Annotated in this window: 18 protein-coding genes; 7 read left to right on the top strand and 11 right to left on the bottom strand. The window is 70.5% G+C overall.

Annotation, left to right across the window (positions count from 1 at the left end; genetic code table 11):
- Positions 1-31 precede the first annotated feature (31 nt).
- Both AC07DS_RS00845 and prcB read left to right on the top strand, forming a co-directional pair.
- Positions 32-1,036 carry a lysylphosphatidylglycerol synthase domain-containing protein gene (locus AC07DS_RS00845; protein WP_479141388.1) on the top strand — a complete coding sequence of 335 codons (1,005 nt, stop codon included), beginning with the start codon at positions 32-34 and terminating at the stop codon, positions 1,034-1,036.
- 75 nt (positions 1,037-1,111) lie between these two features.
- Positions 1,112-1,966 (top strand): proteasome subunit beta, encoded by an 855-nt coding sequence (gene prcB / locus AC07DS_RS00840; RefSeq protein ID WP_479141387.1) that lies wholly within the window; start codon positions 1,112-1,114, stop codon positions 1,964-1,966.
- Positions 1,967-2,024: 58 nt separating this feature from the next.
- Here the strand turns inward: prcB and AC07DS_RS00835 are convergent, their stop codons facing one another.
- The 3 genes from AC07DS_RS00835 to AC07DS_RS00825 are packed head-to-tail and all read right to left on the bottom strand — an operon-like array spanning position 2,025 to position 3,963.
- A complete protein-coding gene (locus tag AC07DS_RS00835) occupies positions 2,025-2,705 on the bottom strand; it encodes a phosphatase PAP2 family protein (protein WP_479141386.1) in 681 nt (226 codons plus the stop codon).
- The gene (locus tag AC07DS_RS00830; RefSeq protein WP_479141385.1) at positions 2,702-3,304 is read right to left on the bottom strand and encodes a phosphatase PAP2 family protein; all 603 of its coding nucleotides are present in this window, start codon (positions 3,302-3,304) and stop codon (positions 2,702-2,704) included. The genes AC07DS_RS00835 and AC07DS_RS00830 overlap by 4 nt, the downstream gene beginning before the upstream one ends.
- Positions 3,301-3,963 (bottom strand): DedA family protein, encoded by a 663-nt coding sequence (locus AC07DS_RS00825; protein ID WP_479141383.1) that lies wholly within the window; start codon positions 3,961-3,963, stop codon positions 3,301-3,303. Before AC07DS_RS00825 ends, AC07DS_RS00830 begins: the two co-directional genes overlap by 4 nt.
- A gap of 228 nt (positions 3,964-4,191) precedes the next feature.
- Here AC07DS_RS00825 and efeU point away from each other — a divergent pair, with 228 nt between their 5' ends.
- The 4 genes from efeU to AC07DS_RS00805 all read left to right on the top strand — a co-directional run bounded on the left by efeU (position 4,192) and on the right by AC07DS_RS00805 (position 9,490).
- Positions 4,192-6,222, top strand: coding sequence for an iron uptake transporter permease EfeU (gene efeU, locus AC07DS_RS00820; protein WP_479141381.1), 2,031 nt, complete (start codon positions 4,192-4,194; stop codon positions 6,220-6,222).
- A 38-nt stretch (positions 6,223-6,260) separates the two neighbouring features.
- Complete coding sequence (gene efeB, locus AC07DS_RS00815; RefSeq protein ID WP_479141379.1) at positions 6,261-7,523, top strand: iron uptake transporter deferrochelatase/peroxidase subunit; 1,263 nt, start codon at positions 6,261-6,263, stop codon at positions 7,521-7,523.
- Positions 7,524-7,666: 143 nt separating this feature from the next.
- The gene (gene nicT, locus AC07DS_RS00810) at positions 7,667-8,836 is read left to right on the top strand and encodes a Nickel transporter NicT (protein WP_479141378.1); all 1,170 of its coding nucleotides are present in this window, start codon (positions 7,667-7,669) and stop codon (positions 8,834-8,836) included.
- A 114-nt stretch (positions 8,837-8,950) separates the two neighbouring features.
- Positions 8,951-9,490 (top strand): hypothetical protein, encoded by a 540-nt coding sequence (locus AC07DS_RS00805; RefSeq protein ID WP_479141377.1) that lies wholly within the window; start codon positions 8,951-8,953, stop codon positions 9,488-9,490.
- On the opposite strand, the gene AC07DS_RS00800 is transcribed toward AC07DS_RS00805, so the two are convergent.
- From AC07DS_RS00800 to sthA, 3 genes are all read right to left on the bottom strand, one after another.
- Complete coding sequence (locus AC07DS_RS00800; protein ID WP_479141376.1) at positions 9,487-10,446, bottom strand: hypothetical protein; 960 nt, start codon at positions 10,444-10,446, stop codon at positions 9,487-9,489. The two genes, AC07DS_RS00805 and AC07DS_RS00800, sit on opposite strands and share 4 nt — an antisense overlap.
- 11 nt (positions 10,447-10,457) lie before the next feature.
- Positions 10,458-11,927 carry an APC family permease gene (locus AC07DS_RS00795; protein ID WP_479141375.1) on the bottom strand — a complete coding sequence of 490 codons (1,470 nt, stop codon included), beginning with the start codon at positions 11,925-11,927 and terminating at the stop codon, positions 10,458-10,460.
- A gap of 256 nt (positions 11,928-12,183) precedes the next feature.
- On the bottom strand, positions 12,184-13,590 hold the full coding sequence (sthA, locus tag AC07DS_RS00790; protein ID WP_479141373.1) for a Si-specific NAD(P)(+) transhydrogenase: 1,407 nt from the start codon (positions 13,588-13,590) through the stop codon (positions 12,184-12,186).
- 384 nt (positions 13,591-13,974) lie between these two features.
- Here sthA and AC07DS_RS00785 point away from each other — a divergent pair, with 384 nt between their 5' ends.
- Positions 13,975-14,553, top strand: coding sequence for a GNAT family N-acetyltransferase (locus AC07DS_RS00785; RefSeq protein ID WP_479141371.1), 579 nt, complete (start codon positions 13,975-13,977; stop codon positions 14,551-14,553).
- 529 nt (positions 14,554-15,082) lie between these two features.
- On the opposite strand, the gene AC07DS_RS00780 is transcribed toward AC07DS_RS00785, so the two are convergent.
- The 5 genes from AC07DS_RS00780 to AC07DS_RS00760 all read right to left on the bottom strand — a co-directional run bounded on the left by AC07DS_RS00780 (position 15,083) and on the right by AC07DS_RS00760 (position 20,568).
- On the bottom strand, positions 15,083-15,727 hold the full coding sequence (locus AC07DS_RS00780; RefSeq protein WP_479141369.1) for a hypothetical protein: 645 nt from the start codon (positions 15,725-15,727) through the stop codon (positions 15,083-15,085).
- Complete coding sequence (locus tag AC07DS_RS00775; protein ID WP_479141368.1) at positions 15,705-16,724, bottom strand: hypothetical protein; 1,020 nt, start codon at positions 16,722-16,724, stop codon at positions 15,705-15,707. The genes AC07DS_RS00780 and AC07DS_RS00775 overlap by 23 nt, the downstream gene beginning before the upstream one ends.
- 290 nt (positions 16,725-17,014) lie before the next feature.
- The gene (locus AC07DS_RS00770; protein WP_479141366.1) at positions 17,015-17,254 is read right to left on the bottom strand and encodes an Imm32 family immunity protein; all 240 of its coding nucleotides are present in this window, start codon (positions 17,252-17,254) and stop codon (positions 17,015-17,017) included.
- A gap of 189 nt (positions 17,255-17,443) precedes the next feature.
- On the bottom strand, positions 17,444-18,733 hold the full coding sequence (locus AC07DS_RS00765; RefSeq protein WP_479141364.1) for a hypothetical protein: 1,290 nt from the start codon (positions 18,731-18,733) through the stop codon (positions 17,444-17,446).
- A 452-nt stretch (positions 18,734-19,185) separates the two neighbouring features.
- Positions 19,186-20,568 (bottom strand): autotransporter outer membrane beta-barrel domain-containing protein, encoded by a 1,383-nt coding sequence (locus AC07DS_RS00760; RefSeq protein ID WP_479141362.1) that lies wholly within the window; start codon positions 20,566-20,568, stop codon positions 19,186-19,188.
- Positions 20,569-20,800: the final 232 nt, after the last annotated feature.

Raw genomic sequence — 20,800 nt, 5'->3', positions numbered from 1 at the left:
GGCGCCGTGGCAGACACGGGGGAGGCGGCCGATGACCCAGCACGCCGTACAGGAGGCACCGCGGGACGCGCTCGACCCCGGCGCCGGCGCGCTCCAGACCGCTCCCGCGGACCTCGCCGCCGGCCGCCGCCGGGCCTACTGGCACACGCTCGTCTGCCTCGCCGTCCTGCTGGGCGCGGCCTACGTGGCCCGGCGGCACTGGCCGACGGTGGAGACCGGGGCGCTGCGGCTGGCCGTGGCCGACGAGGGGTGGCTGCTGCTCGGCGCGGTGGCGGCGGTCGGCACCTGGGCGGCCTCGGCGCTCGCCCAGCAGGGCGCGGTCGCCCGGCGGCTGCCCGGACCGCGGCTGCTCGCGGCCCAGTTCGCCGCCTCCGCCGCCAACCACCTGCTGCCCGCCGGGCTCGGCGCCGGCGCGGTGAACCTGCGCTTCCTGATGCGCTGCGGGCTGCCGGCGGGCCGCTCGGCCGGTGCGCTCGCCGTCAAGGCCACCGCCGGAGCCGTCGTCCGTCTGGTCCTGATCGCGGTGCTCGCCCCGCTCTGCCCGGGCCTGCTGCGGGTCCCGCACATCTCCCCGGCCGCGGTCGCCGCCGTGCTCGCCGCCGCCGCCCTGCTGGTGGCGCTCCTGGCCGGTCCGCTGCGCCCGCGCTGCCGCCGCGCGCTCGCCTGCCTGCTGGCCGACATCCGTACCGTGCACGCCTGCCCGGCCCGTGCCGCCGCCCTGTGGGGCGGCTCGCTGGCCTTCACCGCCCTGCACTCCCTGGTGCTCATCTCCGTGGCCCAGGCCGTCCAGCTGCCCCTGCCCCCGCTCCAGGTGGCCCTGCTGTACCTCGCCGCCAGCTGCGCGGCCGCCCTGCTGCCCACCCCGGGCGGGCTCGGCTCCCTGGACGCCGCCCTCGCCCTCGCGCTGACCGTGTCCGGCGCCCCCGCCGCGACCGCGGCCTCCGCCGTACTCGGCTACCGGCTGCTCACCGTGTGGCTGCCGCTGCTCCCGGGCCTCCTCGTACTGGCGGTGCTCGTCCGGCGCAAGGCCCTGTGAGCGGAGGGGAGTTTCCCGGAGGCCCGCGCCAGGTAGGAGACGAACGGGGCCTGGCGGCACAGGAGGGGGAACGGTATGACGGAGCGTCACATCGCGGGGCGGCCGGCGGAGGAGTTCTTCACGCCCGGCAGTTCGTCCTTCACCGAGTTCCTGGCCGCACACCGGCCCGCCCTGCTGCCCACCGCGCCGCCGTTCCCGGACGGGGTCCGCGCCGCGCCCGGCAGCATCCCACACGGCACCACCGTGCTCGCCCTCACCTTCCGCGACGGCGTGCTGATCGCCGGCGACCGCCGGGCCACCATGGGCAACCTCATCGCCCAGCGTGACCTGGAGAAGGTGCACCCGGCCGACGGCCACACGGCCGTCGCCTTCGCCGGAACCGTCGGCCTCGCGCTCGACATGGTGCGGCTCTACCAGGTCGAACTCACGCACTTCGAGAAGATCGAGGGCACCCCGATGTCCCTGGCGGCCAAGGCGACCCGCCTGGCGGCCATGATCCGGCAGAACCTCGCCCAGGCCATGCAGGGCCTCGCCGTCGTCCCGCTGCTCGCCGGTTACGACACCACCGCACCCGAGGGCGGCCGCGGCCGCATCTTCTCCTTCGACGCGGCCGGCGGTCTGTACGAGAAACAGCACTTCCACGCCGAGGGCTCCGGCTCCCCGTACGCCCGGGGCGCGCTGAAGAAGCTCTTCCGGCCGGACCTCACCCGCCGCGAAGCCGCCCTGGCCGCGCTCCAGGCGCTGTACGACGCCGCCGACGACGACTCGGCCACCGGCGGCCCGGACCTGAACCGCCGAATCTTTCCCATCGTCTCGGTCATCACCGAGGACGGCTTCGAGCGGCTGCCCGAGGCGGAGACCGAGGAGCTGAGCCGCGAGATGGTCCGGCAGCGCAGCGGCCGCCCGGACGGCCCGCACGCCGCCGCCTGACTCCAGGGCCTGTCGGACAACCCCAGGGACCGTGTCCTCGGGGCACGTCAGGACGCGTTCAGCCCGGGCCCGGCTCGCCGTTGCCAGGGGTGGTGCTCAGGCGCGGGAGCAGCCACCAGGCCGCCGCGCACAGCCACAGGCCGAGCCAGCCTGCGGCGAACAGCCAGCCGCCGAGCACGTCGGTGAACCAGTGCACGCCGAGGAAGACCCGCGTCAGGCCCACCCCAGCCCCCCAGCAGGCGACCGCGAGGCAGAGCGGTACGCGGCCGAAGGGGGCGCGCAGGCACAGCGCGGTGATCACCAGACCGGCCGTCAGGGCCGCCGTGGTGGCGTGCCCCGACGGGAACGCCCAGCCGGAGGCGTGGGTCTGCCAGTCGGACAAGGGCGGGCGGGCCCGGTGGAGCAGCTCCATGACGCCGTACCGCGCGGCCTGGCCGGTGGCGAGGCAGGTGACCATGAGCAGCGCGCCGACCAGCCGCTCCGGCCGGCTGCGGCCGGTCAGCAGCCCGGCCACGACGACCACCGCGTACGGGAAGACTCCCGTGCCGGTGGCGGTCAGCCCGCGGGCGACGGCGACGGCCATCGGCGGCCGGTGGCCGACGGACCAGGTCAGCAGGCCGTGGTCGAAGAACAGCGGGGAGCCGTGCCGGCCGTAGACGATCAACGCCAGCACGCCGAACGCCGCCCAGGCGCTGATCGCGAGACTGCCCGCCAGTGCCGCGAGGGTCTTGCTGTTCATGACACCAGCAGCGGACGCAGTCTTGTCTCCGCCAGCCGTCCGGCCAGTCCCCGCGGCCGACGGCGGAGCACGGTCATCACCAGGGCGGCGACCAGACCGCCGACGAGGGCTCCCACGAGGACGTCGTGCGGATAGTGGACGCCCACCCAGACCCGGGAGGCCGCCATGGCCACGGCGAACCCGGAGGCGAGGAGCCCCAGCCGGCGGGAGACGAAGAACAGGGCGACCGCCGCGGCGAACGCGATCGCGGTGTGATTGCTGGGGAACGACCAGTCACCCGGCGCCGGACACGCCTCCAGCGTGTGGAAGGTAAGGCCCCGGCAGGGCCGGTCCTCCCGGACCAGCGCCTTCAGCCCGGCGTCCGCGCCGAAGGCCACCAGCACCGCCACCGGAACGGCCAGCGCCGTCAAGCCCGCCGTGGCGTCGACCCTGCGGGCCCGCCACCAGCCCACGATCATGAGCAGCGCGAACACCGCCAGGCCGTACGTCGACCACACCGTGACGACGTCGTCCAGCCGGTCGGGGGAGCGGTGGGCGAGATCCACCACGTCCTGGTAGAGCGGCCCGTCGACCGACGAGCCCGTGAGCGCAAGGATCATCCGCGTGCCTCCTTGGCGGCCCTGCGGGAGCGCAGCACCTCGGCGGCGAGCGGGACGAGCGACACGACGACGATCAGCGCGATCACCGGCAGCAGGTACTTGTCCACGTTCGGGATCGAGGAACCCAGCGCGTATCCGGCCAGGGTGAGGCCGATGCTCCAGGCCAGCCCGCCCGCCACCTGCCAGAGGGTGAACGTCCGGGCCGGTACGCCCAGTGCGCCCGCCATCGGGTTCAGTACCGTACGCACCACCGGGACGAAGCGGGCCAGCACGATCGCCTTCGCGTGGCCGTAGCGCTCCAGCAGCTCCTCGGCGCGTTGCGCGCCCTCGTGCAGCCGGGCCGACCGGCTGCGGGCCAGCAGGGTGCCGCCCGCCTTGCGGCCGAGCAGGTACCCGCACTGCGAACCCGCGAGCGCGCCGACGGCCGCGGCGGCCAGCAGTGGCCCGAGCGAGAGGTGCACGCCCCGGTCGGACGTGCCCGTGCACAGCAGCCCCGCCGTGAACAGCAGGGAGTCGCCGGGCAGGAAGAAGCCGATCAGCAGGCCCGTCTCGGCGAACAGCACCACCCCGACGCCGATCACCCCGAAGGCGGCCAGCAGGGAGTGCGCGTCGAGCACGTTGACCGCGAGCTGTGACGACAGGTCTGAGGGAGTGGCCATCGCCGCACGCCCTTTCCTCGGTTGCTTCTGACTCGGTTGCTTCTTCTCGGCTGCTTCCGACTACACATTTGTAGACCGTCTACCGAACTGTAGACGATTCGAGTGTGTGCGTAGTTCCCGGGCTTTGCCCGTCCATTGCCGCTTCATGACTGACTGACTACACCCCTGTAGTCATGATGGTCGACGAAGGTAAGGCATGCCTTCACTAAGTTGGGAGGGCTGCAGGGCATGTGGGACGACGCGTTTCCGAGTTTCCTGATCGGACTGAGGGAGGGACTCGAAGCCGGCCTCATCGTCTCCATCCTCATCGCCACACTCGTGCGGGCCGAGGCGCGCTCGCGGCTGCCGCAGGTGTGGACGGGTGTCCTGGCCGCGATCGCCGTGGCGATGAGCTTCGGCGCGGTCCTCACCTTCACCGCCGCGTCCCTGTCCGCGACCGCCCAGGAGGCGTTCGGCGGCACCCTCGGCGTGATCGCCGTCGCGTTCGTCACCGCCATGGTGTTCTGGATGCGCCGTTCGGCCCGCAGCCTCTCGGGTGAGCTGAGGGAGAAGGTCACCGGCGCGCTCGCGATGGGCACCGGGATGCTGATCCTCACCTCCTTCCTCGCGGTCGGCCGCGAGGGCCTCGAGACGGCTCTGTTCCTGTGGACCACCGCCCGGGCGGCCGGCGAGTCGGCCGGCCCGCTGACCGGCGCCGCCATCGGCCTGGTCCTCGCGGCGGGCCTGTGCTGGGGTCTGTACCGCCGGGTCCTGAAGATCAACCTGACCAGGTTCTTCACCGCCACCGGCGCCGTCCTCATCGTCATCGCGGCCGGAGTCCTCGGCTACGGACTGCGCGACCTCCAGGAGGGCGGGGTACTGCCAGGCGGCACCGCCTACGCGGTCGACCTCACCGGCAGCGTGGACGCCGGTTCCTGGTACAGCACCCTGGTCCAGGGCGTGTTCAACCTGACCCCGGCCATGACCTGGCTGCAGGTCGTGGCCTACGCCGCCTACCTCGTCGTGGTGATGACCCTGTTCGTCCGCGGGGTGCGCGCCACCACCCCGAAGCCCGCCGCCGAGCGCTCCGGGCCCGAGCCGAAGGCGGCCCGCCCGCAGCGGCGCCGGCCCGTGTGGGTGATCCCGGCCGCCGTGGTCGCCGTACCCGCCGTGCTCGCCGGACTCGTCGTCGCCCTCTCCCGGCCCAAGCCCGCGGGCGACCAGACCGTCGCCGTGTCCGGGACCGAGTGCGGCAAGGGCTTCACCGCGCCAAGGCCCGGCCGCCAGACCTTCCGGATGCACAACACCGGCGGCAGGACCTCGGAGGTGTATCTGATCGATCCGTCGACCGGTGCGGTCTACGGCGAGATCGAGGGACTGGCTCCCGGCACCACCCGCGACCTGGTCGCCACCGTCGCCGGCGGCACCTACGCCTGGAGGTGCGTCCCCACCGACGGCAAGGCCGTCACGTCCAGGGCGGTACGGGTCAGCGGCGGCGGAGCGGCCAAGCCGGTCGTCCCCGTCTCCGAACAGGACCTCGCCGCACCCCTGAAGGCTTACCAGACCTACGTCGAGCAGGGCCTGGCCACGCTCGTCACCCAGACCCGCACCCTTGACGACGACATCGAGGGCGGCCACCTCGACCGGGCCCGCCCCGACTGGCTCACCGCCCACCGCACCTACGCCTCCCTCGGCGCCGCCTACGGCACCTTCGAGGACTTCGACCAGAAGATCGACGGGCGGCCCGACGGACTGCGCAACGGGGTGCGGGACAAGGATTTCACCGGCTTCCTGCGCGTGGAGCACGGCCTGTGGCACGGGGAGCCGGCCAAGGACCTGCGTGCGCCCGCCCAGCAGCTCGCCGACGCGGCCGCGGGACTCCAAAAGGCCTTCCCGGCACAGGAATTCGACCCCGGCGACCTGCCGTTGCGCGCCCACGAGATCCTGGAGAACACCCTCCAGTTCGAGCTGACCGGCGACACCGACCAGGGCAGCGGCACCGGCCTCGCCACCGCCGACGCCAACCTCGCCGGCACCCGTGAACTGCTCGGCGTCCTCCAGCCGCTGCTGACCGGCCGCGCACCCCGGCTGCTCCCGACGCTCGACACGGACATCGCCCGGCTCCAGAAGCTCCTCGACGCGGCACACGGCGGCACCCACTGGACCCCGGTCGGCCGGCTGGCCGCCGCCGACCGGCAGCGCCTCGACGGCGCCACCGGGCAGCTGCTGGAAGACCTCGCCCCGGTCCCGGACCTCCTCGAGATCCGGAAGTCCGCCTGATGACCACCGAGCACCCGCACCCCGAAGGGAACCCTCCGATGTCCTCTGCCGACACCTCCGCCTGCCCGGCCCGCCGCTCCTTCGTGCGGACCGCGCTGGGCGCCGGAGCCGCCGGTGCGGTCCTGGCCGGCGGCGGCTTCGCGCTCGCCGGGAGCGGCGGCACGGCCCAGGCACAGGACACGGGCGCGGACAGCGGTGCGAAGGTCCCCTTCCACGGCGCCCACCAGGCCGGCATCGTCACCCCGGCGCCGGCCGCGGCCACCTTCGTCTCCTTCGACGTCATCGCCGAGGACCGCAAGGGCCTCGCCGACCTGCTGCGGACCATCACCGAGCGGGCCCGCTTCCTCACCTCCGGCGGCACCCCCGCCGACCTCGGCGTCGGTGCGCCGCCCTCCGACAACGGCATCCTCGGCCCCGAGGTCCCCTCGGACGCCCTGACCGTCACGGTCGGCGTCGGCGCCTCCCTCTTCGACGACCGCTACGGCCTCGCCAAGGCCAGGCCCGCCCGGCTGACCCCGATGCGGACCTTCCCGAACGACAGCCTGGACGCGGCCGAGTGCCACGGCGACCTGTCCCTCCAGCTGTGCGCGAACAGCCAGGACACCGTGCTGCACGCCCTGCGTGACATCGCCCGGCACACCCGCGGCGCCATGCAGATCAAGTGGCGCATCGACGGTTTCCAGAACACCCCGCGCCCCACCGGAGCCCAGCGCAACCTGCTCGGCTTCAAGGACGGCATCGCCAACCCGGACGTCACCTCGGCCCGCGAGACCGACCGGCTGATCTGGGTCGGCGCCGGGCAGGGCGAGCCGGCCTGGGCCGAGGGCGGCAGCTACCAGGTGATCCGGATCATCCGGATGCTCGTGGAGTTCTGGGACCGGGTCTCGCTGACCGAGCAGGAGAAGATGTTCGGCCGCCGCAAGGACACCGGCGCCCCGCTCGACGGCGCCAAGGAGACCGACATCCCCGACTACACCAAGGACCCGCACGGCACCGCGATCCCGGTGGACGCCCACATCCGCCTCGCCAACCCGCGCACCGCGAAGACCGACAGCTCCCGCATCCTGCGCCGCGGCTACAACTACGACCGGGGCGTGGACAAGGTCGGCAACCTCGACATGGGCCTGGCCTTCTGCTGCTACCAGCAGGACGTCAAGCGGCAGTTCGAGGCCGTACAGACCAGGCTGATCGACGAACCCCTGGTCGACTACATCTCCCCGACGGGCGGCGGCTACTTCTTCGCGCTGCCCGGCGTGCGCGACGGGCGGGACTGGCTCGGCCGCGGCCTGCTCTCCGCCTGACCGTTCCCTCGGCCACGGTCTTTCCCTCCCCATGGGAAAGGCCTGCCGCGGGCTTTACTGCACATGAGTTGCAACTACGGGAGGATGGCACAAGGCTGTGCAGCGCAGCCGTAGCCGCTGCACCGAAGGAACACCCTCCCCCCATGACGGCCGCCCCTGGTTCCGCTCCGTCCCTCCCCGCTCAGGGCGACGCCCCGCGTTCGGCCTGGCACCGCGTCCGTGGCTCCATGACGCGGCAGGAGTGGACCAGGGTCGGCGGTATGGCCGCATTCGTGCTCGCGCTGCACGTGATCGGCTGGGGCACGCTGGTCGGGATCGTCGCCCCGGAGCACCTCAGCGCCGGCACCGGAACCGCCGGTACACCGGCGACGTTCGGCATCGGCATCGGCGTGACGGCCTACACGCTCGGCATGCGGCACGCCTTCGACGCCGACCACATCGCGGCGATCGACAACACCACCCGCAAGCTGATGGGGGAGGGGCAGCGCCCGTTGTCGGTCGGCTTCTGGTTCTCGCTCGGCCACTCCAGCATCGTCTTCGGCCTGACCCTGCTGCTCTCCCTGGGCATGAAGGCCCTGGCCGGACCGGTCCGCGACGACCACTCCCGGCTGCACGAGGTCACCGGCCTGATCGGTACGACGGTCTCCGGCACGTTCCTCTACCTCATCGCCGGGATCAACCTCGTCGTCCTGGCCGGCATCTGGAAGGTGTTCCGGCAGATGCGCTCCGGCCGGTTCGACGAGGCCGCCCTGGAGGCGCAGCTCGACAACCGCGGCTTCATGAACCGCTTCCTCGGCCGGGTCACGGGCTCGATCACCAAGCCGTGGCAGATGTACCCGCTGGGCCTGCTGTTCGGCCTCGGCTTCGACACGGCCACGGAGATCGCGTTGCTGGTCCTCGCCGGTTCCGGCGCCGCCTCCGGCCTGCCTTGGTACGCGATCCTCTGCCTCCCCGTCCTCTTCGCGGCGGGCATGTCGCTGCTCGACACCATCGACGGCTCGTTCATGAACTTCGCCTACGGATGGGCGTTCTCCAAGCCGGTCCGCAAGGTCTACTACAACCTCACCATCACCGGTCTGTCCGTCGCCGTCGCCCTCGTCATCGGCACCGTCGAACTCCTCGGCCTGCTCGCCGACAAGCTGGACCTGCACGGCGCGTTCTGGGACTGGATCTCGGGCCTCGACCTCAACACGGTCGGCTTCGTCATCGTCGGCCTGTTCTTCGCCACCTGGGCGATCGCCCTGCTGGTGTGGAAGGCGGGCCGCATCGAGGAGAAGTGGACGGCGGGCCTGGCGGAGGGGTCCGCGGACTAGCGCTACGTCAAGATCGCATCAATTCCCCACGTCACCCATGGTGCGCGGCTCCCGTGCGGCGGCACACTGCGCTGCCGGCGTGATCCGCTGCCGGCGCCTCGGGAGGGACCAGGGATGTACGCACTCGCCTCGCAGCAGATGTCGGCGCCGGACTCGGCTCTGTTCGACCTGACGTGGGGGCTCGGCGCCACCGCGATGGGCTGGGTGGCGCTGATCAATCCGCGCGGCATCCTCGAATGGATCGCGCTGCGGCGGGGCAACGGCGGGAAGGTGTGGCCGGGCCGCGTGGCCGGCGGCGCGTTCGCGGTGCTGGGTCCGGTGGAGGCGGTCAAGGGGTTCCACCATCTGCTGGCGCTGAAGGGCGCGGAGCGGCCCACGGTGTTCCACCGGACGTCCGGTTTCTCCCCGGTCCTCGCCACCGTCATGATCGTGGCCGTCGTGCTCGTCGCGGCCCATGCCTGGCGCACCAACGAGTTCCTCCACGAGGCCTGGACGGCGGGCGGCCTGCCCCGCACCTGCGCCGTCCTGGCCACCCTCGCGGCCCTGTCGTTCGTCACCTTCACCGTCCTCGGCTACCTGACGGCCGGCATTCTCTGCTCCGCCGCGGCCGGAACGGCCGCGGTCGGCCTCGTCCTGCTCCGCGGCCGCGTCTAGGCCCGCACGCCGAACTCCTTGCGCCACTTGGTCAGTTGTTGCACCGGATCGCCCGTGAACGACCACGGGGTGCGGGTGGCGCGGCGGCCCAGCAGCCGGAGCAGGGACGCGGCGACGTCCGCCGTGCCGGCCAGACAGGCCGCGTGCGCCAGGTGGCTGAGGTCGCGCAGCTCGGTCGGTGCCGGATTGCTGTCCGGGCGGCCCCGTACCCAGCGCTCCCAGGTGCGCCGTACGTCGTTGACCGCGCCGTCGTGGTCCCAGTGCTGGCCCAGGCCGACCGAGCCCGGCCGGCCGCCGGCGGCGTCGAGGGCGTAGCGGTACTCCTCGACCCGGGCGTACTGGACCAGCACCGGCAGCGGGCAGCCGGGCGGTGCCACTCCGGCCGCGTCCCGGGCGAAGTCGTACATGAGGCCGTGCGTGCCGTGCCAGCGGGCCGAGTAGTAGTGCAGGACCTGCAGGTGGCCCTCCACGGTGTACGGGTCCCGCCGGTGCAACTCGTCCCACCAACGGGCCAGTTCCTGCCGCCGTACCCCTTTCGGATACAGCCGGGCGACGGAGATCAGCGACACCCACGGCGTCGGGTCCTCGGGGCAGGCCTCGGCGGCGCGCAGGCAGGCCAGCACCGCGGTGTCGATGCGGTCCCGGTCGATCGGCACACCCCGCCCGGCGGAGATGGCCAGGTGGAACGCCCGGGCCGTCTCCGTCGCCGCGCGCAGCACCTGCGCGTCCGGGTTGCCGGGCTCGGCGGCCAGCCATGACTCCACCGTCGAACTGCTGGCGCAGGCCTGCGCCAGCAGCCGCACCCGGTGGCCGCGCAGCGTCGCGTCCTCACCGGTGACCCACAGCAGGTCCCTGAGGCCCTGCCAGCGGCCGATGACGATGTCCTGCCGGGCGGAGGTGAGCCGCCCGTCCCCGCAGTCGGGGTCGAAATCGGGCGTGAAACGGTCTCGCGCCATCGGGATCTCCCTCAGAAGTCGGTGGGGAGACCCTCGTGCGGCCGGGACGGCACACCGGCGCCGTCGGCGACGTACTCCGCCTCCACGGTCCGGGTCGCGTCCAGCTTCGCGGGCCGGTAGTAGTCGCTGCCCTGCCGCCAGTACCAGAGCATCGGAACGAGCCCGACGGCCAGTCCGCCGATGCCGATCGCGATCGCGGCGCCGCTCAGCTCGCCCAGCGACTCGACGAAGATCCAGAACATGAACACGGCGCCGAACAGCGGCCACAGCCCCCCGAGCAGGAAGTTGGCCGGCGACTTCAGCAGCATCTTGCGGTAGGCGACGACCACCGCGAGACCGGCGAGGCCGTAGTAGACGGCGATCTGCAGGCCGATCGCCGAGATCGCGTCGGAGAGGATCTCGCCCACCGAGCCGAGCGCGTTGGAGGCGATGAACATCGCCAGCGCGACCCCGCCGACCACCACGATCGCCACCCATGGGGTGTTCCAGGTGCGGTGCACCCGGCCCAGCGCGGTCGGCATCGTACGGTCGCGGCCCATCGCGAACAGCGAGCGCGTGACCTGGATGAGCGTCGTCTCCAGCGTGGCGATGGTGGACAGCATCACGGACACGATGAGCAGCTTGCCGCCCCAGCCCGGCCAGATCTCCTCGCCCAGCACCGCGAGCACGTTGGCGTCGTTCTCCTCGATCTGCTTCGAGGTCAGGATGACGTTCACCGCGATGGTGAACACCTCGAACAGCAGGAAGACGATCCCGACTCCGATCAGGCCGGCGAGTCCGGTCGTACGACGGCTGTTGCGGGTCTCCTCGCTGAGGTTGCTGGTGACGTCCCAGCCCCAGTAGTAGAAAGCGGCGAGCAGCGCGCCGGACGCGAACCCGGCCATGCCGTCGAAGTGGGAGAAGCCCAGCCAGGACCAGTCGAAGGCGCGGGCGTTGTCCGTGTGGAAGACGGCGAGCACCGCGAACAGCGCCAGAATCCCCAGCTCCACACCGGACATGAGCAACTGGGCGCGTACGGTGAGCCGGGCCCCGCCGAGCACCACGCCCAGCATGACGAGGAACCACGCCGCGCCGACCACCGTGGACAGCGCCGTGTTGTCGGCGAGCTTCGCGTCGAAGAGGGCCAGCGTCATCGATCCGGCGGGCAGCGAACCGGCCACCATGAAGATGGTCGCCGAGATCACCAGCGCCCAGCCGCTGATGAAGCCCAGGAACGGATGGAGGGTGCGGCCCACCCAGGAGTAGCTGGCGCCCGCGTTGACGTCGATCCGGCTGAGGTAGCTGAACGCCAGGGCTATGCCCAGCATGGGTATCGCGCAGTACAGCAGGGCGGCCGGGCTTGCCAGTCCCACCGAGCCGACGAGGACGGCGGTGGTCGCGGCCAGCGAGTACGCCGGCGCGCTGCCGGCGACCGCCATCACCACGGTGTCGAACGTGCCGAGGACATTGGCCTGCAGCCCTCTGCCCCTGTTGTTGCTCATGGTCGTGCCGCTTTCCGTTTGTGCACGGCGCACGGGCGCCCGGCCCTACGGCGTGCAGGTGGGGGGTGGACCCGCCTCGTACCCGAAAAGGGATGGCCTCGGGTCGGGAGCCGGTCAGGAAGAACGGGGGTGGATGAACACACCGTGCTGCCGAGCGTCGGCGGACGGTCACCGTGTGTGGGTGTGACTATAGCGTCACTCATTGACGTTTCAAGATGACCAACCGGTAACGTCCGCTGACCTGTTCTGATACCTCTCAGTCGGCCACATGGTCGATCTGGCGCAGCCGGTTCGTCGCGTCCAGCGCGGCGACTTTGTACGACTCCGCCAGCGTCGGGTAGTTGAAGACCGCGTCCACCAGATAGTCCACCGTGCCGCCGCAGCCCATCACCGACTGGCCGATGTGGATCAGCTCGGTGGCGCCGGTGCCGAAGCAGTGCACGCCCAGCAGCGTGCGGTCCACCGGGGAGACCAGCAGCTTCAGCATGCCGTGCGAGTCCCCGATGATCTGGCCCCGGGCCAGCTCCCGGTAGCGGGCGACGCCGACCTCGAAGGGGACGCGGTCCTCGGTCAGTTGGTCCTCGGTCCGGCCCACGAAGCTGATCTCCGGAATCGTGTAGATACCGATCGGCTGGAGGCCGTGCATCTGCCCGACCGGCTCCCCGCACGCGTGGTACGCCGCCGCCCGGCCCTGCTCCATGGAGGTCGCCGCGAGCGCCGGGAAGCCGATGACGTCACCGACGGCGTAGATGTGCGGCACCTCGGTCCGGTAGTGCTCGTCGACCTCGATCCGGCCGCGCGCGTCCGCCCTCAGCCCCGCCCGGTCCAGGTCGAGCCCGGCGGTCAGGCCCTGACGGCCGGCCGAGTACATCACCGTGTCGGCGGGGATCTTCTTGCCGCTCTCCAACACCGTCAGCGTGCCGCGGGAATGGCGCTCGACGGCGGCGACGGTCTCCCCGAACCGGAAGGTGACGGCGAGGTCCCGCAGGTGGTACTTGAGCGACTCCACGACCTCGACGTCACACAGATCCAGCATCGCGGGCCGCTTCTCGACGACCGTCACCTTGCTGCCGAGCGCGGCGAACATCGAGGCGTACTCCATACCGATCACACCGGCGCCCACGATCACCATCGAGCGCGGCACCCGCTCCAGCGAGAGCACGTTGTCCGAGTCCATGACCGTGCGCCCGTCGAACGCCACGCTGTCCGGGCGGGCCGGCCGGGTGCCGGTGGCGATGACGATGTGCTCGGCGCTCAGCAGCCGTTCATGACCGGTGACCTCGTCGCGCAGGGCGACGGTGTGCGGGTCGGTGAACCGGCCGGTGCCCGAGTGGACGGCCACGTGGTTGCGGGAGAGCTGGCTGCGGACGACGTCCACCTCACGGCCGACCACGTGCCGGGTGCGCGCGGTCAGGTCGGCGACGGTGATGTCCTCCTTGAGCCGGTAGCTCTGCCCGTACAGGTCGCGCTGGGTGAGACCGGTCAGGTACAGCACGGCCTCGCGCAGGGTCTTGGACGGAATGGTGCCGGTGTGCAGGGAGACCCCGCCGAGCATGTCGGGGCGGTCGACGACGGCGACCCGGCGGCCGAGCTTGGCCGCGGCGATGGCGGCCTTCTGCCCGCCGGGTCCGGATCCGATGACGAGCATGTCGAAGTCGGGCATCTTCCGGAGTCTGACAGCCGCCGGGCACCGCGCGGAAGGCTCGTGTCGCAGCCGGGTGTGCAGGGGTGCCGATCACCGCTCGACGTCGGTGCCCATCTGGCCCGACGAAGTCAGAGGAGGCGCCAAGTCCAGCACCACGGAGTCCAGTGGCCGACGGGCCTGTCCTCGTGTCCCGCCGCGCGCCTTATGACCACTTGCTGATCCGTGAGGACGAGCACTTGGTCGCCGGGGACGAGCATCAAGGGATGGTCAAGCACGTAACTCGCACCTCGATCGAAGCGCAGTTCGTTCAGAAGGATTGCTCTTTCGGCTCGCCGAGAAAACCCGTTGCGAGTGACCCGCATCGGATGTCTGATTGATCGGCCACCGATCAGGAGAGAGAACATGAGGGCGTCGCTGCCCGCCCCCGGGTTGCACACCGTTCGCCTTCGACTGCGTGCCTTCGAAGACGCGGATGCGAACGACCTCTTCGCACTGCACAGCAGCGCCTACGTGCTGCGCTACTGGGACGCGCCACCGTGGAGCGAACACGAGCGCGCTGAGAAGTTCATCACGGCTTGCCGGCAGATGGCACAGGAGGGCACCGGGGCGCGGCTGGCCGTAGATCGTGTCTCCGACGGGGCGTTCATCGGGTGGTGCAGTCTGAACAGGTGGAATCCGGACTACCGCAGCGCGTCGCTCGGCTACTGCTTCGACGATGCAGCGTGGGGCCACGGCTACGCGACCGAGGCCGCGCGCGCTCTGCTACGGTGGGCATTCGACACGCTGGACCTGAATCGCGTCCAAGCTGAGACCGATACACGCAACGTGGCTTCCGCCCGCGTGCTGGAGAAGCTCGGCTTCGTGCGTGAAGGGACGTTGCGGGAAGACTGCGTCGTCAACGGCGAGGTCTCTGACTCGTGGGTCTACGGGCTGATCAGGCGGGAGTGGCAGTCGTCGTCCGAGCCGGTTCCCGCTCACTGAGTTCCGTCGCTCGGTACCCGGTGTCGGCCAACCCCAAGCAACTGATCGCTGCGCCTCATCCACACACAACGGCAAACCGGACAGAGGGGTTACATACCGTCATCTAATGCCGTGACCTCGCTCCGGTACTCCTGCCACTCCGACTCCTTGTTGCGGAGGAAGCGGCGTCGGTCCGGAGCGACCTCCTGCGTTCGGGCGGCCGTCAATGGTTGTTGTTGGCTGCTGCGGGCCACCCTTCGGCGGCCCACAGACGGCCCGAGCCGCGGCCCGGATCGTGGGCTCGGCAGATTTGCAGTCTCCCTTTGCTGCGCCAGCCGCTGGTGTCCTGACTTGCACGAACGCGGACGCAATCCCGAGTGCATGCCGAGCCCGGCCGTGGGTGCGCGGGTACGGTCGGGGTGCTGGATCCGACCGTGTTCGAGGGCCACCAAACCCCGGGGCGAGAAGGCGCCGTACGGCGCTGAGGGCGGGGACCGATTCCCGCCAGAGAACCACCAGCCCACGCCGAGTCCAGGGACTTCCGCACCACTCAACTTTGGAGATCCAGGATGCGCTGCACCAGGTCGCGGACCTCGTGCGGGGGGCAGGCGACGCGCGGTAGGTCGGGTCGTGGGGCTGCGTCCAGGGGGCCGAGGACGAGGTTCTGGCGCTCCGCGTGGTGCTCGCCGAGCACGATCGTCGCGGTGAGGCCACGGTGGCCGCTTCGGTGGAACACACCTGAGGAGAGCCGGTAGATGCCCCCGACGGGGATCTCCTGCGGGGCCTGGGGTGTGCAGGAGACGAGGCGCTCCGTTGCGCGGATCGCGTCGACGCGACCCACGCTCGTCGCCTCGTACAGCCGGTGCTCGGGACGCTCGGTGCAGTCGCGTACGGTGACGACCTGATTGAAGACGGTTCCGCACAGGACGTAGCTCCACAGGTCCCAGCTGTGTGCGTGGACGACGGGCGAGACCATCTCCTCGTCCTGCGGCCATACATGCAGGCAAAGGCCGCTGTACCCATGCCGGTACAGCGGCAGGCAGGTGAACTCCAACGGATGCTGCACGGCGGGGGCGGCAGTCCGCCCGGGAACGATCGTGCGCAGGGCGCACCATGCCCACTCCCGGACGGTGGCCGCATCGCCGCCGCGGAGAGCGGGGATGATGACGTCTTCAGGCGTAGGGATTTTCGGCATTGACAGCTTGTGTGATGATGTGTTCCACATCGTCGTCGGTGAAGTCTCCCGGAAGTTCCAACTGTAGCCGGGAGAACAGCTCCCGCACCTCGTCGACGGTCGGACGCTCGCTGAGAGGGCACGCGTTGCGGAGCAGCAACTCGCGTGCCTGGTTGAAGTGTTCCTGCAGTTCGTTGCGCCAGTAGTCGTAGTAGAAGCGCCCCTCGTTGATCATCAGCGCCGGGAAGCTCGGGCCGCGCTGGGTGATGAGGAGGCGGTTCTGGGTCATGTCCCAGCGGAAGAGGGTCATGGTCGGCGAGAGCGCGACCGCGATTTCCAGCGACGGATAGCGTTGCTTCCACCAACACGAGGCGACGATGGTGGCGAACAGCTCCATCTGCGTCCCCTTGGCGTCCCAGGTCTGCTCGTCCTCGTTGGGGTTATCGACGCCGTACCGGAAGAAGTTGGCGTAGCGCTCGCAGAGCGAGACGTTCCCGGGGTCGAGGATCTCCATACGGACGCGCAGCGGGCGATGGTTCCTGCGGGCGCGCTTTACGCACTCGGGGAGGACGACCGCCCGTACGAACGTCGCCGTGCCGCCCCGGAAGATCCACTCCTTCGCCTCGATCCGCGCCTCCGTCAAGGACTCGTCGATGTCGTTCCCGCGCAGCACCGTGATGGTGGACCCTTCGTCGAGGGCCGCCCGGCGCTCGGCGAGTGTCCCCTCGATGGCGCCGATCCGCTCGATGTGCGCCGGCAGCTGCTCAAGCGACTGGTGGGCGGCGAGCAGGGTCGCCCGCGCGTTCGGCTCGGTTTCGGCGTTCCAACGGTCCCGCAACACGGAGAGCGACAGTGCTGCGAGGGTGACGAGGATGGCGCTGTTGACGACCGGGGTGGGCACGGCACCGGACAGGCCGAGCGCGCCGACGATCGCCGCCGTCACGAGCGCCAGTACCGCCTCGGTGTTGACTCCGAGCCAGCGCACAACAGCCCGCAGTCGCATAGACAGTTCCCCCACGTTCATGCCGTACCGGGTGGCCACCGTGCCGGGGCAAGCATCGCGCAGCGGATCAACGCTGCGCAACCATACGCGTGCTGGCGGTTGACGAATGCGTGCTGACGGCTTTGTCGTACCGGGCGATTCAGAGTCGCTCGTGCGGCGCCCGCTCGCACACTGTCCGCGCGGCCGACCGGGGGCGTTCGCAGCTTCACCTGCGGCGGAGGGACGTAGACGCCTGGTGGACTGTGAATGGGTTGCTCGCTGTTCCCCGTGGTTCCCCGCACGATCTGGTACGCGTCTGGCACGAGTCATTCGCCGTCGCACCTCTCCAAGACCAGACTTGCGGAGCCCTCTTCGAGTCCGTTGTGCTCCTCCAGGTGGAGGTGAGCGCCATCCGGTGTGCCGTCCTGGGCGAGTGCGAGGAGATGGCCGGCCAGGGTCTTCAGCCCGGCGGCGTTGGCTTCGATGGCGATCTCTCCGCCGAGGTTGCGGACCTCGATGCGTGCGTCTTCCTCCCACGTGAAGACTCTGGTGGTTCCGTCGGTCACCGCACTCACCTGAGTGGTCGTCGACGGTGCGGCGCCGAGTTCAGGGGCCGCACCGAAGCATCGCGTACTCAGGGACCGCCAGGCAGCGAGGGCGGGCGCTGGGATGCACCCCTGAACGGACGCCCAGAAGGGCTGCGGTGTCGGATTCAGGCGGGCCCGTACCGCTCTTGGCGGGGCCCGCCGATGGGCTCAGCCAGTGCAGCCAGGAACGCTGTTCTGCGGGGCGCAGTTGTTCGGCTTGTTCCGCTTGACCACGGTGTTGTTCAGCGTGACCGTGCCGGAGGCTTTGAAGATGCCGCCTCCGTCGTCGGCTTTGTTGCCGGTGACGGTGCTGTCGTTCAGGGTGGTGGAGCCGATGGCATGGAAGATGCCCCCGCCCTGGGCGGTACCGCCATTCCCGGCTTTGGCGGTGTTGCCGCTGATGTCTGACTGATGACTCGTCACGGTGCCACCCGTGGCGTTGCCGATGCCGCCACCCTGCGCCGTGCCGCCGGAAGCACGGGCAGCGTTGTCCCGCACGGTGCTGCTGTTCAGGGTGAGCTCGCCGAAGCGGCCCACCTGGATCGCGCCGCCCCGGGCGGTGCCGCTGGGGGCGGTGGCGGTGTTCTCGGTAACACGGGTGCGGATCAACGACACGGGGAAGTTGGTCCCGACCCCGCCGCCAATGGCGATACCGCCCGGGGCACAAGCGGTGTTCCGGGTGATGACGCTGTCGGTCACGGTCAACCCGGTCGTCTGGCCCGGTACCGGCGTGCCGGTGGCCAGAGCGGCGAGCGCGGTGCCGCCGGGAGCGTCGGCGCGGTTGCCGCTGATGGTGCTGTGGTCGACCGACGTCTCCGCGAAAGCGGCGTGGCCGGCGCCGAACGCGAAGCTGTTGGTGTTCTCGGTGACGCGCACGGTGTTGCCGCTCACGCGGCTCTGGCTGAGCGTGAGAGGACCGTCGTTGGCAATGCCGCCGCCGTCGGCGCTGCTTCCGGTGGCTCCGGTGTAGATGGCGGTGTTGTCGCTGACATCGGTGTCGTTCACGGTCGCGGAGCCGTCGCTGTCGATGCCGCCGCCTTCTGCAAAGAGGCCGTCGGTGGAGGAATCGGCGGCGTTGTGGACCACCTTGCTGTGGTTCACCGTCAGGGTTCCCTGGTTGTTGATGCCGCCCCCGCAGACCGCCTCTCCGGGGAAGAGGGGGCAGTCCGTTGCCCGGCCGCCACTGATGGTGGTCCTGTTGAGCGTCAGGGTGCCTTCCTCGTCGACCAGGAGGATGCGGAAGTCCGGGGCGGACTTGGCGCGCGTGATCGTCGCACTGTTGCCGTCGATGATGATCGCGCTGGTGATGACGGGCAGGCCGTTGGCGGGACTGGCCGCATCCGGAGATGTCAGCTTGTAGGTGCACCTGCTGGACAGCCGGAGGGTGTCGGCGCCCGGTGAGGTGTTGGCAGTGTTGATCGCTTCGACCAGATCCCGGACCGAGCATCGCACGTCCATGGTGGCGGCATGGGCGAACGGGGCCGGAACTACCGTCACGGCGCAGGCTGTCAGGCCGGCCGCGGCCAGGAGCCGTCCCGGACGCGATCGTCGGACACCACGGTCCGGCCTCTGCGCTCGGAAGCACTGCCACGACATCAGGGTTCCTCCTTCTGCACCAGGAGGCACCCCACCGGGCGCGCTTCGACCAGCGGCCCGGCCCGTCCTGGCACAGGTTGTCGACGTGGGATGCCGGAGCCAGCCGACCACGTTCACCTGCCGCCAACGCTCCGACCTCGCCCACCCGTCACCCGCTGGCCCGGCACTTTCCCCGGGTCAGACCAACGCCGCCCCGCCTGAGATCTTGTAACCCGCACTCGTAAAGATCTCTAGAGAGATCGGTCGGAGACGGTCATACAGGGCGTGGGGCGGGAACTACTCGAACGGCTGCTGGTCGGCTCCTCGACACAGTGTCAGCCAGTGCAGCCAGGGATGCTGCCCGTCGGGCTGCAATTGTTCGGGTGGTTGCGCCGAACCTGCGTGTTGTTCAGCGTGACCGTGCCGGACTGTTTGAAGATGCCACCCCCGTCGCCCGCTCTGTTGTCGGTGACGGTGCTCTTGGTCAGCACTGCCGAGCCGACGGCCTGGAAGAGCCCGCCGCCCCGGGAGGTGCTGTGGGAGGCGTACGTGGTGTTGCCGGTGATCGATGACTGGTCGGCCGTCACCGAACCGCCGGTGGGGTTGTCGATGCCGGCGCCCTCGGCGATGCCGTTGTTTCCCGTGGCGCGGGCAGTGTTGCCGCTGATGGAACTGCCGCTCAGGGTGAGCGAGCCGATGCTGGCGACTCTGATCCCGGCGCCCTGCGCGGTGCCGTCCTGAGCGGTGACGTGGTTGCCGGTGATGAGGGTCCGCGTCACGATCATTCGGGAGTTGCCCGCGATTGCGCCGCCCTGGGCCTGTCCGCGTGGGGCGTCGGCCGTGTTGTCGCGCAGGACTGTGTCGGTGACGGTCAACGTGCTCGGGTCGGAGATGGTCAGTGCGGCGCGCGCGAAGCCGCCCGGGGCACTGGCGCGGTTCCCGGTGAACGTACTGTGCTCGACCTTTGCATCACCGAAGGAGGCCTGGCCCGCGCCGAACGCGAAGCTGCCGGTGTCCGCCGTGACGCTGACGGAGTTCTCGGCCACCTTGCTGCGCTTCACCGTCAGCGGTCCGTCATTGGCGATGCCGCCGCCGTCGGCCGAGCCCAGGTCGCTGCCGGTGTAGATGGCGGTGTTGTGGCTGATCTCGGTGTTGTTGATGGTTGCCGTGCCGTCGTTGTCGATGCCCCCACCCTCGACGGGGAGGTCAGACGTGGCGGTGTTGCGGCGCACCTTGCTGTCGTTCACCGTCAACGTGCCCAGGTTGGAGATTCCGCCGCCGCAGACCGCCTGCCCGGGGAACAACGGGCAGTCCGTCGCCGCCCCATTGCTGATGGTGGCCTGGTTGAGCGTCAGAGTGCCGTGTTCGTCCACGGCGAGGATACGGAAGGCCGGTGCGGACTTGGCACGGGTGATCGTCGCGCCGCGGCCCTCGATCGTGATCTCACTGCTGATGGTCGGCAGACCGTTGGCGGGGTGGGCGGTGTCGGGGGCCGTAAGCCGGTAGACGCAATTCCTGGAGAGCCTGAGGGTGTCGGGGCCCGGCGAGGTGTTGGCCGCGGTGATTGCGGAGACGAGATCCGGGACCGAGCAGCGCACGGGCACTGTCGCGGACACGATGGCGAGGTGGGCTCGGAGTTGGGCGTGGGCGAGTGGCGCCGGGAGCACCACCGCGGCGGCGGACACCAGGCCGGCCAAGGCCAATCGATGGGCGGACATGTAGCGGCTCCTCCTTCTCGGACAGGAGCACCAGAGGATCATGTCGGTCCGACCAGGGCCGCTGACGTGGCCGTTCGAGCACGCCGTCAGCAGCCCGACGGGTCAATCCATTGCGGTTGGCAGGCGTCTTCTGCCAACGCCCGCGGCTGTCCGCGTCAGTGGCCGAAGTCATCGGAGATCGTGTGAAGGAACGGACCCCCGATGGACTGTGGCCGTCCGATCACGCAGGAGT

The sequence above is a fragment of the Streptomyces sp. NPDC044064 genome (assembly GCF_056434245.1).
This window is presented reverse-complemented; position numbering and strand designations above follow the sequence as displayed.

Excerpts from the sequence above, each read along its gene's own strand:
- AC07DS_RS00845 (WP_479141388.1), top strand. The coding sequence starts at position 32 with ATGACCCAGCACGCCGTACAGGAGGCACCGCGGGACGCGCTCGACCCC.
- prcB (WP_479141387.1), top strand. The coding sequence starts at position 1,112 with ATGACGGAGCGTCACATCGCGGGGCGGCCGGCGGAGGAGTTCTTCACG.
- AC07DS_RS00835 (WP_479141386.1), bottom strand. The coding sequence starts at position 2,705 with ATGAACAGCAAGACCCTCGCGGCACTGGCGGGCAGTCTCGCGATCAGC.
- AC07DS_RS00830 (WP_479141385.1), bottom strand. The coding sequence starts at position 3,304 with ATGATCCTTGCGCTCACGGGCTCGTCGGTCGACGGGCCGCTCTACCAG.
- AC07DS_RS00825 (WP_479141383.1), bottom strand. The coding sequence starts at position 3,963 with ATGGCCACTCCCTCAGACCTGTCGTCACAGCTCGCGGTCAACGTGCTC.
- efeU (WP_479141381.1), top strand. The coding sequence starts at position 4,192 with ATGTGGGACGACGCGTTTCCGAGTTTCCTGATCGGACTGAGGGAGGGA.
- efeB (WP_479141379.1), top strand. The coding sequence starts at position 6,261 with ATGTCCTCTGCCGACACCTCCGCCTGCCCGGCCCGCCGCTCCTTCGTG.
- nicT (WP_479141378.1), top strand. The coding sequence starts at position 7,667 with ATGACGGCCGCCCCTGGTTCCGCTCCGTCCCTCCCCGCTCAGGGCGAC.
- AC07DS_RS00805 (WP_479141377.1), top strand. The coding sequence starts at position 8,951 with ATGTACGCACTCGCCTCGCAGCAGATGTCGGCGCCGGACTCGGCTCTG.
- AC07DS_RS00800 (WP_479141376.1), bottom strand. The coding sequence starts at position 10,446 with ATGGCGCGAGACCGTTTCACGCCCGATTTCGACCCCGACTGCGGGGAC.
- AC07DS_RS00795 (WP_479141375.1), bottom strand. The coding sequence starts at position 11,927 with ATGAGCAACAACAGGGGCAGAGGGCTGCAGGCCAATGTCCTCGGCACG.
- sthA (WP_479141373.1), bottom strand. The coding sequence starts at position 13,590 with ATGCCCGACTTCGACATGCTCGTCATCGGATCCGGACCCGGCGGGCAG.
- AC07DS_RS00785 (WP_479141371.1), top strand. The coding sequence starts at position 13,975 with ATGAGGGCGTCGCTGCCCGCCCCCGGGTTGCACACCGTTCGCCTTCGA.
- AC07DS_RS00780 (WP_479141369.1), bottom strand. The coding sequence starts at position 15,727 with ATGCCGAAAATCCCTACGCCTGAAGACGTCATCATCCCCGCTCTCCGC.
- AC07DS_RS00765 (WP_479141364.1), bottom strand. The coding sequence starts at position 18,733 with ATGGACGTGCGATGCTCGGTCCGGGATCTGGTCGAAGCGATCAACACT.
- AC07DS_RS00760 (WP_479141362.1), bottom strand. The coding sequence starts at position 20,568 with ATGTCCGCCCATCGATTGGCCTTGGCCGGCCTGGTGTCCGCCGCCGCG.